The 12,973-nt window shown below is 58.0% G+C and carries 12 protein-coding genes, 1 tRNA gene and 1 rRNA gene; 2 read left to right on the top strand and 12 right to left on the bottom strand.

The window, feature by feature from the left end; genetic code table 11:
• Positions 1 to 33: 33 nt before the first annotated feature.
• The 7 genes from EL26_RS14835 to moaC form a co-directional block, all read right to left on the bottom strand.
• Positions 34 to 1,188: a glycosyl hydrolase family 18 protein gene (locus EL26_RS14835; protein ID WP_052036427.1), complete on the bottom strand. Its 1,155-nt coding sequence runs from the start codon at positions 1,186 to 1,188 to the stop codon at positions 34 to 36.
• An 86-nt stretch (positions 1,189 to 1,274) separates the two neighbouring features.
• Complete coding sequence (locus EL26_RS14830) at positions 1,275 to 2,153, bottom strand: MraY family glycosyltransferase (RefSeq protein ID WP_052036426.1); 879 nt, start codon at positions 2,151 to 2,153, stop codon at positions 1,275 to 1,277.
• Complete coding sequence (locus tag EL26_RS14825) at positions 2,150 to 2,866, bottom strand: glycosyltransferase family 2 protein (protein ID WP_052036425.1); 717 nt, start codon at positions 2,864 to 2,866, stop codon at positions 2,150 to 2,152. The genes EL26_RS14830 and EL26_RS14825 overlap by 4 nt, the downstream gene beginning before the upstream one ends.
• Positions 2,863 to 3,864 (bottom strand): copper transporter, encoded by a 1,002-nt coding sequence (locus EL26_RS14820; RefSeq protein ID WP_038090506.1) that lies wholly within the window; start codon positions 3,862 to 3,864, stop codon positions 2,863 to 2,865. Before EL26_RS14820 ends, EL26_RS14825 begins: the two co-directional genes overlap by 4 nt.
• Positions 3,865 to 3,886: 22 nt before the next feature.
• Positions 3,887 to 5,044 (bottom strand): putative cytokinetic ring protein SteA, encoded by a 1,158-nt coding sequence (gene steA / locus EL26_RS14815; RefSeq protein ID WP_052036424.1) that lies wholly within the window; start codon positions 5,042 to 5,044, stop codon positions 3,887 to 3,889.
• A gap of 331 nt (positions 5,045 to 5,375) precedes the next feature.
• The gene (locus EL26_RS14810) at positions 5,376 to 5,867 is read right to left on the bottom strand and encodes a MogA/MoaB family molybdenum cofactor biosynthesis protein (RefSeq protein ID WP_038090503.1); all 492 of its coding nucleotides are present in this window, start codon (positions 5,865 to 5,867) and stop codon (positions 5,376 to 5,378) included.
• 37 nt (positions 5,868 to 5,904) lie between these two features.
• Complete coding sequence (moaC, locus tag EL26_RS14805; protein ID WP_038090500.1) at positions 5,905 to 6,387, bottom strand: cyclic pyranopterin monophosphate synthase MoaC; 483 nt, start codon at positions 6,385 to 6,387, stop codon at positions 5,905 to 5,907.
• Between the two features lie 87 nt (positions 6,388 to 6,474).
• Between moaC and EL26_RS26480 the strand changes: the two genes are divergently transcribed.
• Together EL26_RS26480 and EL26_RS14795 are read left to right on the top strand one after the other, a co-directional pair.
• Positions 6,475 to 7,179, top strand: a complete 705-nt coding sequence (locus EL26_RS26480) for a molybdenum cofactor biosynthesis protein (protein ID WP_038090497.1) — start codon at positions 6,475 to 6,477, stop codon at positions 7,177 to 7,179.
• 6 nt (positions 7,180 to 7,185) lie between these two features.
• On the top strand, positions 7,186 to 8,226 hold the full coding sequence (locus EL26_RS14795) for a ThiF family adenylyltransferase (protein WP_038090495.1): 1,041 nt from the start codon (positions 7,186 to 7,188) through the stop codon (positions 8,224 to 8,226).
• A 155-nt stretch (positions 8,227 to 8,381) separates the two neighbouring features.
• Here EL26_RS14795 and EL26_RS14790 read toward each other — a convergent pair.
• The 5 genes from EL26_RS14790 to rrf all read right to left on the bottom strand — a co-directional run.
• Positions 8,382 to 8,468, bottom strand: a tRNA-Leu gene (locus EL26_RS14790).
• A 121-nt stretch (positions 8,469 to 8,589) separates the two neighbouring features.
• Positions 8,590 to 10,128, bottom strand: a complete 1,539-nt coding sequence (locus EL26_RS14785) for a DUF4077 domain-containing protein (RefSeq protein ID WP_038090493.1) — start codon at positions 10,126 to 10,128, stop codon at positions 8,590 to 8,592.
• A 336-nt stretch (positions 10,129 to 10,464) separates the two neighbouring features.
• Positions 10,465 to 10,857 (bottom strand): carboxymuconolactone decarboxylase family protein, encoded by a 393-nt coding sequence (locus EL26_RS14780; RefSeq protein ID WP_038090638.1) that lies wholly within the window; start codon positions 10,855 to 10,857, stop codon positions 10,465 to 10,467.
• Positions 10,858 to 10,887: 30 nt separating this feature from the next.
• Positions 10,888 to 12,600: a thiamine pyrophosphate-binding protein gene (locus EL26_RS14775; protein ID WP_038090491.1), complete on the bottom strand. Its 1,713-nt coding sequence runs from the start codon at positions 12,598 to 12,600 to the stop codon at positions 10,888 to 10,890.
• A 270-nt stretch (positions 12,601 to 12,870) separates the two neighbouring features.
• Positions 12,871 to 12,973, bottom strand: a 5S ribosomal RNA gene (rrf, locus tag EL26_RS14770); the annotation flags it as partial.

The following is a 12,973-nucleotide window of genomic DNA, read 5'->3' as shown; positions in this document are numbered from 1 at the left end:
TCGACCAGCACTTGGCTGACACGCGAAGTCTTTTTATTTCCCTTCCAGCCCTGTCTTCACCGCTTGCCAGAAGGCGTTGTCCTCCAGTCCCATCTTCCACATCGCAACACCTCCGAGGTGGTAGTGAGAGACGAGATTGGCTTTGCGGGCGATGGATTGCGGGTTTTCGTACCAAACGTTGTGCACGGCACCGTCCTCTGCCGTATACGTGAAGTACGGCGACTGGTCCGCGTCGTTCCATTGCGGCGCCGCCCCGGTCTTTTGCAGCAGCGCCGGGATGTTTTTCAGCGCGACCGCTTTGTTCTGCTTGGCGTTTGCAGAATTCCAGTCGTACCCGTACGCCGCAAGCCCGAGCAGAATCTTCTGCGACGGAATTTGCGACGAAGCGTAGCGGATGACCTTCTCCACCCACGGCAATCCGGCGACCGCACCGGGTTCGCCCCATGTGCCGTGCTGGTCGTACGTCATCAACTCCACTTGATCCGCCGCTTGCCCCAGCGCCGCGTAGTCAAACGTCCCGACCCAGTTGCTTTTCGGCGAGTCGGACGTTTTCGCCATCACGGAGACGGTCAGCGTCCGCCCGCCCGCGTGCAGGGCGTTCGAGAGTTCCGTCATAAACGCCGTGAAGTCGGCGCGGTCGGCGGGCAACATGTTCTCAAAATCCACGTTGATCCCGCCGTACCCGTGTTGCTCGCAAAGCGCGATTGCATTCTGCACCAATTTCCCCCGCAGGTTCGGGTCGCTGAGCACCGCATGCGCCGTGTCCGGAGAGAATCCGTCCTTGCCGTTGGTCAGCGACGCGAGCGCTTTGACGTTTTCTTGGCGGGCGGCTTGCAGGCCGTCTTGGGGCGCGTGCCCCTCAATCGTGCCGTCGGGCAACGCCGAAAACGTCATCGTCGTCATCTGGTTCAGAAATCCCCCGCCGAAGGAATGAAGCGAATCCAGCGAGGCTTTGTTCGTGTTGGAAACTGTATAATACCCCAGCACCGCCAACGGCTCGGTCAACTCCGATTCCCAGTTCGGCACGGCGGGGCCGTAGACCGGACCGGCAGGCGCTACGGGCGCTGCGGTCGGAGCCGTATGCGTCGGCGGCGCGGGTGTCTGTGCGGTTTTTTCAAAAAGAGCAGTTCCGGCGAGTAAAGCTCCGGCTGCAAGAATGACTGTGGGGAGCCAGATCTGTTTGTTCATCGTGCATCCCTGCCTTTCCTATCTTATCTAGGATAGGGGATGAACACTCCGAAAAGCTACCGGTAAATAGTAGAAGGCCCCCCTGTTCAGGAGGCCTGTCGTCCCCACACATCGAGCCAGCGCAAAATTCGATTGCGCTCGATCGTCTCGGAGATCGAGTATTTTTCCGCGTACAGGTGCAAACACACCAACACGCACAGCCACACCGCCATCGTCGTGGTCGAGCAGGTCAACACGACCAGCATCCCGACCCCGCCGCCCAGCAGATTCGACCCGGCGTCGCCCATCATCGTGCGCGCGCGCAGGTCGTCCGGGAAGTACGCGAGCGTGGTGCCGAGCAACAGCCAAAACGCCGGGCTCTCCAAGCCGCGCATCGACACCAGCGCCACCACCGCCAACGAGAAAAAAACGCCCTTGCACGCCCGTCCGGGCCGCAAATCCAACAAGTTCATCGAGTTGGCGGACAACGCGACGGTCAACCCGCCGAGCACCAGCCGCCAGCCCTGTGCGCCGCTTACGTACGCGCCGAGGAAGCCGAGCAAGAGCCCGAAGACCGCTTTGAGAAACCCGGTCGTCACTTCCCCCTCGCGCACCCAGCGGCGGATGTGCCCGAGGAGTCCCGTGGTGTTGCGGTTTCCGGCGAGGTCGTCCAAGAGGCCGACGACCAGAAACCCGGTGGAGACGGTGAGGACGGCGAGCAGGTCTTTTTCCTGCAGCCACGAGAGTTGAAACACGTCGCTCACCATCAGCAAGAGCGCCATCGTCCCGAACAGCCCGCCCCACAGCGAAACGCCCATGCCGACGGGGATCGCTTGCCCGCGGTAGTTGGCGCGGACGAAGCCCGCTTCGGAAAACGCTTTCTTAAGCGGCGGAATCAGACAGTTCGTCAAGAGATACCCGCCCCAGAACGCCAGCAAGATGCTTGCGATCAACCGCAACATCGTGTCTTGAAAAAAAAGATTCATCTCGTTTGCCACCTGCTTACCAGTACGCGGGCGATCTGCACGAGCTGCTTGCCCCGATGGAGAAAGCCGCGCAGGTTCCGGCCGTACTCGCGATTTTTCATCTCCACTTCCACTTCCAGCAACCGCATGCCTTTGCGCGCGGCGTCGATCGTCATCGCCACTTCCACCCCGTACCCGTCGCCAAGCCGCCCGATGGCGTCGAGCACGCGGCGGTTGAGCACGCGCTGCCCGGAGAGCGGCGCTTGCAGCTCGATGCCGGTCAACCGCTTGATCCCTTGGCGCGCAAAGCCTTTGACGAGGCCGAATCCGCCTCGCAACGGGCGCGGGAGACGCCCGATCGTCATGTCGCAGCGGTTTTCCAGCACGGGGCGGAGCAGTTTTTCGATCTCGACGGCCGTTTCGCCCATGTCGGCGTCGAGAAACACGACGACGTCCGCGTCGGTGCTGAGGATGCCGGAGTAGAGCGCCGCGCCCTTGCCGTAGTTGGTGCGGTGGCGCACGACGCGCGCGCCCGCTTCCAGCGAGATGCGGTAGGTTTCGTCGGTCGAGCAGTCGTCGATGACGATGATTTCGCTGACGGCGTCGATCGTCCGCACGGCGAGGATGGTGCGGTCGATGATGTCCGCTTCGTTCCACGCCGGGATGAGGACGGCGACTTTTTTACGGTACCGTTCAATTTTGGGAAAGCCTTTGATGCCGATCGAGCCGTTCATCGTGTCGTGCTGACCTCCTTGGCGTTGGGTACGTAGGGGAGCAAGGCTTGGGACGTTTTTTTCGTGCCGTAATGGCCGACGGCCCCGGAGAGCACGTCGACCAGCGCGACGCGGCCCGTGACGTGGTCGATGTTGTCCACGGTCGAGAACCCGCCGTCGGAGAAGCCGGCAATGCCGGAATGCGCCACATCGGAGCGCTCCACGCCGACGGTGTGCAAACCCGCGTCACGCACTTGCCGCACCAGCGGCAAGTCGAGCTTGCGCAAGCGCGGGAGCGTCGCGTCGCTCGCCCCGCCGACGAGGACGAGGTGGTCGGGTTTCACGCCGACCTCCCCGGTGACGGTCAGATAAGCGTGCGCCTTCAGCCAGTCGATGACGGGAGTGGCGGAAGCGTTTGCCGCGGGCCTGGCGGACGAACCCGCCGTCGTACTTGCGGAAGTTCCCGCCGACGCTTGGGCGGAGGAGCCCCCGCTGCTATTCCCCGTGCCCGCCTCCGTCCCGTACAGTTCTTGCACGAGCTTCTTGGCGAGCGCGGACGTGCGTTGCGCTTCGTCCGCCTCCGAGCCGATGCCGAGCAACTCCGCCGCTTCGTCCGTCTGCAACGCGGTGAGCAAACCCGGCGCGTCGGTGACTTCCGCCGTGGCGCAGAGGTTGGCTCCAGCCGCTTCCAAAGTACCGCGAATGGCGGTGAGATCGGCGGGTTGCAGTTGCAGGACGGCGACGTTCAGGCCAGCCAGTTTGTCGCGCACATAGTGGGAGCTGACTTGCGACATCACGCTTTGCAAGTCGGAAGTTTGCTGGCTGAGTTCCAGCGATTGCTTCTGCAGTTTGAGGTTGTCCGATTTGGATTGCGTGTAGCGGTCTTCGAGTTTTTGAAGCAATTGGGTTTGCTGTTTGACGATCACTTGCTCGCCGAGCGTTCCCCCGAGCAACAATCCAAGGCCCAGCGACAGAAACACGGCGACGAGAGTTAAGATGTGATACCGGATGCCGTACACTGGTGCTCCCTCCTGTTCAGGTTCAGGACCACAGCAATTTTACATTCAACAGCACTTGGTGAAAAAACGCGCGCGTCGACGTGTTCAACCACAACAAAACGGCCATCGGCACCAGCGCCGCTCCCGCCACCACGAGCGCCGCCCGCCAGTCGACCGAACGGCCGTACAACAGCGACACGCCCTTGGCGTCGACGAGCTTGTTGCCGATGCGCATGCGCGTCAAGACGGTGCTCGCCATGCCGCGCCGTCCTTTTTCCAAGAAGTCGATCATGTTCGAGTGCGTGCCCACCGCGACGATCAACTCCGCGCCGTGCTCGTGCGCGAGGAGCATCGCCACGTCCTCCGAAGTGCCGGGCGCCGGATAGAGATGGGCTTTGAGTCGCAGTTCCTCCACCCGCGCCAAGCCGGGGGCTCGTCCGTCCGGGTACGCGTGCACGATCAACTCGGCACCGCAAGCGAGCGCTTCATCGCTGACCGAATCCATGTCGCCGACGATCAGAGCGGGCTGAAACCCGGCTTCGAGCAACGCGTCCGCTCCCCCGTCCACGCCGACCAGCACGGGGCGAACGTCTTGGATGTACGACGCGATCGCCCGCAAGTCATCGCGGTACGTCGGCCCGCGCACGACGACGAGCACATGACGGTTCTGCATCGCCGTCTTGAGCGCGACGCCCGGCAATTCGCTCAGGAAAAAACTTTTTTCTTGGTTGGCGTACGTCAGCGTGTTCTCCACGAACAACTCCAGTTCGCCACGCAAGTTTTTCATCGAGCGCGCCATCAGCGCAAGCACCGCTTCTTCGTCCAGCCACGTCACCGTGCCCAACAACTCGTCAGCGCAGAAGAGCTGATCTTCCTGCACCAGCACTCGTCCGCCGTCCGCAAGCCTTGTGAGCATACCGGACGGGTCGGACACAGAGGCATCGAGCAAAGGGACGCCCGCTCGAACGAGTTTGAGCGGGCCGAGATTGGGGTAGCGCCCGGAGACCGAAGGGGCGGTGTTGATCACGGCGCGCACGCGGGCTTTGATCAGTGCGTCCGCCGCCACTTCGTCGAGGTCGACATGGTGCAAGACGGCGATGTCGCCTTGTTGCAGCCGTTTGACCAACCATTTCGTCCGGCGGTCGGCACGCGCCGGTCCTTCCAGTTGCCGCAGCGCGGGGCGGCGGGCGTTCAGCTTCATCGCGTCTCGCACCTCCCGTTTCGTCTTCCTTAGTATGGAACAACGCACACCCAAAATATCCCGTCCAAAAAAGTCCCTGAAAAAAGAAAAAGAGACCCCCGGCTCGATAGAGGGGTCTCATTTTCTTATAAGCTCGATACGTTTCCCCTCACGCCTGCCAGAGCGTGTCTGTTGTAGGGGAACATCCTTCGATACGCTAGCCATACGCATCGAAGGGAGCCGATTTACCTTTTCACCATTGAAGACGACGGTTGTTCCAAAAAAGTTTCACCTTCCGGCAAATTTTTTTGAAGAAATTTTTCAGAAGGGATTTTTGGGGTCGTGAACAGGGTTACTTATGCTCTCCTTGCGTGCCTTGCAAAATCTCCAACGCGTGCGGAATCACGGGCAAGAGCACTTCCAAACACTCGCGCACGCCCTTGGGGCTGCCGGGCAAATTCACGATCAGCGTGTTGCCCCGCGTGCCGACAACGGCGCGGGAGAGCATGGCGAACTTGGTTTTGGCGAGCGACGCGGCGCGCATCGCTTCCGCCATGCCGGGCACTTCGCGCTCGATGACCGCAAGCGTGGCTTCCGGCGTCACGTCGCGCTTCGCCAAACCGGTGCCGCCGGTCGTGACGACGAGGTCGAGTCGCTTCTCGTCGCAAAACGACAGCAGCGTATCGCGCAACAGCGTAAATTCGTCCGGGATGACGACATACTCGGTCACTTCCATGTCGACATCGAGCACCATCTCGCGGATGACTTGTCCGCTCAGGTCTTCGCGTTCGCCGCGCGCGCCCTTGTCGCTGGAGGTGAGGATGCCAACGTTCCAACGTGCCATCTGGGTGGCCTCCTTTCTTTTTTCATGACGGTGTTGCTTATGTAGCGCGGTGAAAGTCTCCGCTCTTCCCGCCTGTCTTCTCCAGGAGTTTCACTTCCGCGATCACCATCGCTTTGTCCACCGCTTTGCACATGTCGTACACGGTGAGCGCCGCTGCGGTGACGGCGGTGAGCGCCTCCATCTCCACGCCGGTCACGTACGTGGTTTTCACGGTGGCCGTCACGTCGAGTTCCGTGTCGGAGCGCTCTTGGAAGGAGATGTCCACTTTGGTCAGCGGGATCGGGTGGCACATCGGGATGAGATCGGACGTTTTCTTCGCGGCCATGATGCCGGCGACTTGGGCGACGGCGAGCACATCGCCTTTTTTCATCTTGCCTTGGCGGATCAGCTCCAAGGTGTGCGCGTCCATCTTGAGCGTGGCGATCGCCGCGGCGGTGCGGTCGGTGGTGTTTTTTTCCGAGACGTCGACCATGTGCGCCCGACCTTCGGCGTTGAAATGGGTCAGTTGCGAATCTGTCATGGGTTCCTCCTGTTGCCGTTCTGACGGTCAAAGATTATTATAGCATACATGGACAACCAACTCGGAGAAAAGAGGATTGACTACGCCATGCACATCAACGTCCACTTGTTCGCCGGTATCGCGGAGGCGGTCGGATCGCGCACGTGGTCCGGCGAGCTGCCGGAGGGAGCCACCGTCGCCGACCTGTTCGCCCGTCTTGCGGACGAGCATCCGGGCGCGGCAACGCTTCTGCGCGTTTCGTTTGCTTCCGTCAACCAAGCGTATTCGACGCCGGACACCCTGTTGAAAGAAGGCGACGAAATTGCCCTCTTGCCGCCCGTCTCCGGAGGTCAAGACGACGAGCCGCGCTTTACGATTTCCGAAGAACCGCTCTCGATGGAAGCGGTCTTCCAAAAAGTTCGCAACCCGCTCTGCGGAGCGGTCAACCTGTTCGTCGGCACTGTGCGCGAGATGACGCACGGCAAGCGCACCGTCCATCTCGAATACGAAGCGTACGCGCCGATGGCGGTCAAGATGATGGAGCAGATCGCCGACGAAATCGAAGCGCGCTGGCCGGGCACGGAAGTCGCGATGACGCACCGCGTGGGGAAATTGGAAATCGAGGACGCCGCTGTGGTGATCGCCGTCGCCACCCCCCACCGCGCCGCTTCCTACGAAGCGGGCCGCTACGCCATCGAACGGCTCAAAGAGATCGTGCCGATCTGGAAAAAAGAAGTCTGGTCGGACAACACCCAATGGATGGGCCACCAACAGGGCCCGTGGAACCCGTTGCGACCGGGAAGCGAGGGATAAGTACATATGGGACAGGAAGTAGACCGCACACGGTATTCGCGGCAAATCTTGTTTGAAGGGATCGGCGAAGCAGGCCAAGAGAAGCTCCTGCAAAGCCGTGTCGCCATCGTCGGCATGGGGGCGCTCGGCACCGTGCTCGCCAACCACATGGTGCGCGCCGGCGTCGGGTTTGTGCGCGTGATCGACCGCGACTTTGTCGAAGCGTCGAACTTGCAGCGGCAGATGCTCTACGACGAGTCGCACGCGCAAGAAGGCATGCCCAAAGCGATCGCCGCCTATGAGACGCTGCGCCGGGTGAACTCCGGCGTGGAGATCGAGCCCGTCGTCGCCGACCTCACGTGGCAGAACGCGGAAGAGCTGCTCTGTGACGTGGATTTGGTGCTGGACGGCACCGACAACTTCCAAGTGCGGTTCTTGGTCAACGACGTCTGCGTCAAACACGGCATTCCATGGGTGTACGGCGGCGGCGTCTCCGCACACGGGATGACGATGCCGATCCTGCCGGGCGAGACACCCTGCCTGCGCTGTTTGTTTGACGCAGCGCCCGCGCCGGGGACGACACAGACGTGCGACACCGCCGGCGTGATCGGGCCGATCATCCACGTTGTCGCTTCGTACCAAGCGGTGGAAGGCATGAAAATTCTCGTTGGTGCACAGGACAACGTACGCCGCACGATGCTCAACCTCGGGCTGTGGAACTACAGCACCAACTCCATCGACATCTCGAAAGCCCGCCGTCCGGATTGCCCCTGCTGCGGACGCGGCGAGTATCAGTACCTCGACTCCCGCACCGGAGAAGAAGCCGTCTCGCTCTGCGGGCGCAACACGATTCAGATCTCGCCCTCGGAGCCGTGGAACGTTGATCTCCCGGCGCTGGCGAAACGTCTGGAGCAAAGCGGGCGCGTGGAGAGCAACAAATTCTTGGTGCGCTTCTACGCGACCGATGAGATCCGGTTGGTGATCTTCGGAGACGGGCGCGTGCTGGTACAAGGAACGGAAGACCTCGCCGCAGCGCGCACCCTCTACGCCAAGTTCATCGGGATGTAAAGGCAGCGGGGTATCATAACAATTCAAAAAAGACTCGGTCTTCCCTTGCGAAGCCGAGTCTTTTTCATAAGTTTTATTTTAATAATGATTCGCATAGATGGATACCCAGACAAAGCAAGAAAGCCCGACCTCATTTCTGAGATCGGGCTTTCGGTTGGTGCGGTCAAGAGGACTTGAACCTCCACGGGGTTGCCCCCACAAGAACCTGAATCTTGCGCGTCTGCCAATTCCGCCATGACCGCATGGTGTGTGGCGAGTACATAAATAATGTAACACGCCCCTGCGCAGGCGTCAATGGCTTTTTTTGAAAAAAAATCGCAAAAAAAGACCCGCTTCCTGCATGGGAGCGGGTCTTCATTCTTACTACTCGACAACTTCTTCGCCGGTTTCCGACTGATTCAGGACGCTTTCAAGCTCTTCGACGTAGTTGGAAACGTCGTGGAGAGCGCGAACGGAATCGCGGTTGCGTGCCGAGGATTCCTCGATGCTTGCCAAGATCTCTTCGGTTGCGGCCGACGTTTCTTCGGTGACCGAAGACGCGTCCGTAACTTCTTGCGCGATCTGGGTGGTTTTGGATTTGTAGTTCTCTTGATGGTGCACGATGTTGCCCATCAGTTTGTCAAGCGAGGTGATGAAGTTGCCGAGGTGATCGACGTTGTTGAGGATGTCGTTGAGCATTTGCGACGACTCTTCTTGGACTTTCTCGCCGCGGGCGATGCGGTCTTCGACGATGTCGGCTTGTTCTTTGAACTTGGTCAGAATTTCTTGGATGCCTTGTGCGGACTTTTGCGACTCTTCCGCAAGTTTCAGGACTTCGTTCGCAACAACTGCAAAGCCGCGGCCGTTTTCGCCGGCGCGTGCCGCCTCGATGTTCGCGTTGAGCGCGAGCAGAGACGTCTGGTTCGAGATGCCGGTGATCAATTGGGCGATGCCGTTGATCTGCTTGGTTTGTTCGGTGAAGGTGCGAACGACTTGACCGGTCTCGTGGATGATCTCGTCGAGGATGCGCATGCGCTCTTCGAAGAGGCCGAGTTTTTCCTTGGAGGTATGAGAGAAGGAAAGGCTCTCGCTGATGTTGTTTGCTGCGCCGCGAACTTGTGCCAGCAGGTTGTCCATCAGTTGTTCCATTTCCGTGAGCTGCATCGCGGAAGAAGAGATGTTCTCCGCTTGCGATTGCGCCCCGATTGCGATCTGGTGGAACGCGACACGGATTTCTTCAGCGGATTGGTTAGAGACTTCTACGTTGCCTTTGAGGACATCGAAGTTCTCTTTGAGCGCGTAGGCGGTTTGTTGGATCAGACCTTGAACTCGTTCCAGTTCGGTCGCTTTGCGCATCACGTCTTCCTTCTCGCGGTTGAGAACGTCGAGCAGGTATTTGCCGATGCGGGTTACGCCCCACATCGCGAAGGTGACTTGCAGGACCATCCCGACGCGAACGTTCAGGTCAGACACATCGCTATTCGGGAAGAAGATGTCCTTCCAGAGCATGTAACCCAGCACTGTGAAGACGGTGGACATCCCCCCCAGATACCAAACCAGTCGGCCGTTTAGATAAATAAGGGACAATGCCAGCATGAAGTAAAAGGACTCAAACTGCGAAGGCATCATGTTAAACATGAGGACAACCATGAGAGTAAACCCAAACCAACAGGTCATCATAATGTACTTGTACAGAGTGACCAACGCACGTACACGAAGCAACACACCGCCAATGAGCCAGATGGCCGCGATGACGATCCCCCAGATTAAATTCACTTGAGTAAGGAATCCAACCGTGACGGTAATATTCATTTCAGCGAACGAGCAAACACAAACAATGATCAAAAAAAGCAAATTGTTTTTCTGCGATTCACTTGTGAGGTTCGAGAAGCATTTGTTTTTCAAAAATCTAAAAATCGCCATTACCTTTACACCCTTTCTTGGCGGTTAGAAGACCTCAGCAGGTCTCTCACCACGAAATTGAACGTTTTACATTCAACATCATGTACGACCTTCCTACGAAACTGCTCTTATATCTTTGTGATAGTTGGATCAGACACCCCTCGACACGACACCCCATTTTCCGATAGTTATCGTTTAGTCTACTAACCTATACTTTATATTCGATCTATAAGGATGGAATACCTCTTTAGAGGTTATTTTATTTTTGGGGGTTCGTCAATCTTTACATTTAGAAATTGAATAAGCCTGATCTCGAGCGGCCGAGATCAGGCTTATTGAATGAGCAGAGAGATCTTCTTATTCCTTCGGCAATTCGATGCCAAGTTCGTCAAAGACATCCTTCATGATGTAGAGTGCGTTCATGGCGCGCGGGAACCCGATGTACCCGACGCAATGCAACAACACCTCAGAAATTTCAGCGGGGGTGAGTCCCACTTTCAACGCACCGCGAATGTGATGATCGAGTGCGCGTCTAGAGTCCCCCAATACGGTCAGTGCAGCCAGCGTGATCAACTCGCGCTGTTTCATGTCGAGTTGCGGACGGGACCAAATTTCACCGAACCCGAACTCAACTTCCCACTTGCCGAGAACAGGGAAGTTTTTCTTGACGTCGTTGACGTTTTCCTTCCCGTATTCACCGGTGTTTTGTTCGACAATGTTCCAACCAACTGTGGAGCGTTCGTTTTCCATCGATTTCACATTCTCCCTTGCCTTCTTGAATTACAGCGCACGTTTCATGGTCGGCGGCGTTTCGAACGGGTCAACCAACACTTCGATAACGGTCGGGCCTTTGGTGTTCTCCAGAGCAAGTGCAATCGCTTGCTCCACATCTTGCACGGTGTGGCAGCAATGTGCGGTTGCGCCCATCGCCTCTGCAAACTCCTTGACTTTCAACACGTCTTCGTAAACAGACCCGGTCGCCGTGCCGATCATGCGCGACATCCCTTTTTCAACCATGTCCAGACGGCCGTTGTTCAGCACCACGAAGATGACCGGCGATTTCTCTTGCACCGCCATCGCCACTTCCGTGCCGTGCATGAACATACAGCCATCCCCCGTCAAGCAGACAACCGGACGATCCGGTTCTGCCAATTTCGCGCCGACCGCGTATCCAATCGCATGTCCCATCGCGCCGAATACGTCGTCAAAGAAGAACGTGCCCGGCTCCAAGATGTCATAGTTTTGGATCGCGTAGAACGTATGGCTCCCGTCATCCCCGAACAACAGGGTGTTGGACGGCAGCGAACGACGCATCGCGCGAACGGTTTCTCGTGCCGAGAGCATGCCGCTTTCGGTTTCTTCGACAAGTTCTTCCGAGGAAGAGGCAACCAAGGCATCGATCGATTCCAGGGGCTCCGTAGAGTCCGAATCGTTTACCACAGAAGCAGCGATTTCGCGAAAGGCAGAGTAGTCGCGTTTCGGGAGCTCCACGGAGTTCGGGAGATCGAGAACACGACGAAGGTTCTGTTTCGCATCGCCTTGCACAGCGAGCGTCGGAACTTGCAGCGAGCGGCCGACCATCGTGATGTCGATGTCAAAGTGCGCGACTTGCTTCGGGTACATGTCGGTGGTAAAACCGGCCAGCGACATGTCGGTCAGCTTCGTGCCCACAACCAGCATGAGGTCGACACCCGACTTCAGGTACTCGGTCGCTTCTTCCGTACCGCCCAGACCGAATCCGCCCAGGCAAAGCGGATGATGGGTCGGGAATACGCCCTTGCCGCCCGGAGTGGACATGACAGGCACATGCCAACGCTCCGCAAGCTCGATGACTTCTTGATAAGCATCTGCCGCCACAACGCCTTTGCCGACGAACAGGACCGGCTTCTTGGCTTCGTTGAGCAGGTCTACCACCTTCTCCGCGTTCGACGAGATCATCTGCGGTACTTCGGTCGGGATTTCCACGGTGAACGGCTCGATCTTCTCGTAGAAAACATCATAAGGTATCGACAAATGCACCGGCCCTCGAGCTCCTACCGTCGCTTTGTGAATCGCGTGCATCAAATACACCGGCAAGAGGTCGGCTCGCTCCACGCGCGCGCTGAACAGGGTAACAGACTCGAACAGGCGCTCCAAGTCGGTACCGAACGCGCTGGAGTCCTGACCATGGGCTGTCCCAACCGCTTTCATAGACGAATGACCTGTGATGAACAGAACGGGCAGGTGATACGCTTTCGCTTGTGCTGCAGCGGTCAGCATGTTGGTGCCGCCTGGGCCCGAAGTCCCCACGGCCACGCCGATCGTTTTCTTGCGGAACGCATACCCTGCTGCCGCGAAGCCTGCGCCGGCTTCATGACGGCTCAATACGAAACGAATGCCTTGATCTTCCAACTCCCCCAAGAGCGGAACGATAGGTTTGCCGGGAATACCGAAAACGTGCGTGACTCCCCAATCCTTGAAATTCTTCACCAGTTCACTAACCAAGATCCCCATTGTTTTATCCCCCATTTAATCCATAGTTTCCCCAATTAGATGGTACACGTTGTCAGCCATTTAATCAATACCGTTAACTCCTAAGATATTTACCTCCTTTCCGGAAAAATCGCCAACAACATTACCATTATCTTATAATACCTTAAAAACAGAAAAAAGCGACAGAAATAATTACTGAAAAAAATTATTGATCAACCGCCGGCTATCAAAAAAAAGACCTGATCGTTGAATCGACCAGGTCTTTTTGAATAATTATGCAAATTTGCCGTTGCCTCGCGACGTCCTACTCTCCCGGGACCCTGCGGTCCAAGTACCATTGGCGCTGGAAAGCTTAACTTCTGTGTTCGGGATGGGAACAGGTGTGACCTTTCCG

The organism is Tumebacillus flagellatus (assembly GCF_000714935.1).
GTDB classification, from domain to species: Bacteria; Bacillota; Bacilli; order Tumebacillales; family Tumebacillaceae; genus Tumebacillus; species Tumebacillus flagellatus.
Note: the sequence above shows the minus strand (reverse complement) of the source record. Positions and strands in the feature narration are given on the sequence as shown.

Coding starts and splice junctions, on each gene's coding strand:
- EL26_RS14775 (WP_038090491.1), bottom strand. CDS start 12,600: ATGGGGATCTTGGTTAGTGAACTGGTGAAGAATTTCAAGGATTGGGGA.
- EL26_RS14780 (WP_038090638.1), bottom strand. CDS start 10,857: ATGGAAAACGAACGCTCCACAGTTGGTTGGAACATTGTCGAACAAAAC.
- EL26_RS14825 (WP_052036425.1), bottom strand. CDS start 2,866: ATGAACGGCTCGATCGGCATCAAAGGCTTTCCCAAAATTGAACGGTAC.
- EL26_RS14785 (WP_038090493.1), bottom strand. CDS start 10,128: ATGGCGATTTTTAGATTTTTGAAAAACAAATGCTTCTCGAACCTCACA.
- EL26_RS14810 (WP_038090503.1), bottom strand. CDS start 5,867: ATGGCACGTTGGAACGTTGGCATCCTCACCTCCAGCGACAAGGGCGCG.
- EL26_RS14835 (WP_052036427.1), bottom strand. CDS start 1,188: ATGAACAAACAGATCTGGCTCCCCACAGTCATTCTTGCAGCCGGAGCT.
- EL26_RS14830 (WP_052036426.1), bottom strand. CDS start 2,153: ATGAATCTTTTTTTTCAAGACACGATGTTGCGGTTGATCGCAAGCATC.
- EL26_RS26480 (WP_038090497.1), top strand. CDS start 6,475: ATGCACATCAACGTCCACTTGTTCGCCGGTATCGCGGAGGCGGTCGGA.
- moaC (WP_038090500.1), bottom strand. CDS start 6,387: ATGACAGATTCGCAACTGACCCATTTCAACGCCGAAGGTCGGGCGCAC.
- steA (WP_052036424.1), bottom strand. CDS start 5,044: ATGAAGCTGAACGCCCGCCGCCCCGCGCTGCGGCAACTGGAAGGACCG.
- EL26_RS14795 (WP_038090495.1), top strand. CDS start 7,186: ATGGGACAGGAAGTAGACCGCACACGGTATTCGCGGCAAATCTTGTTT.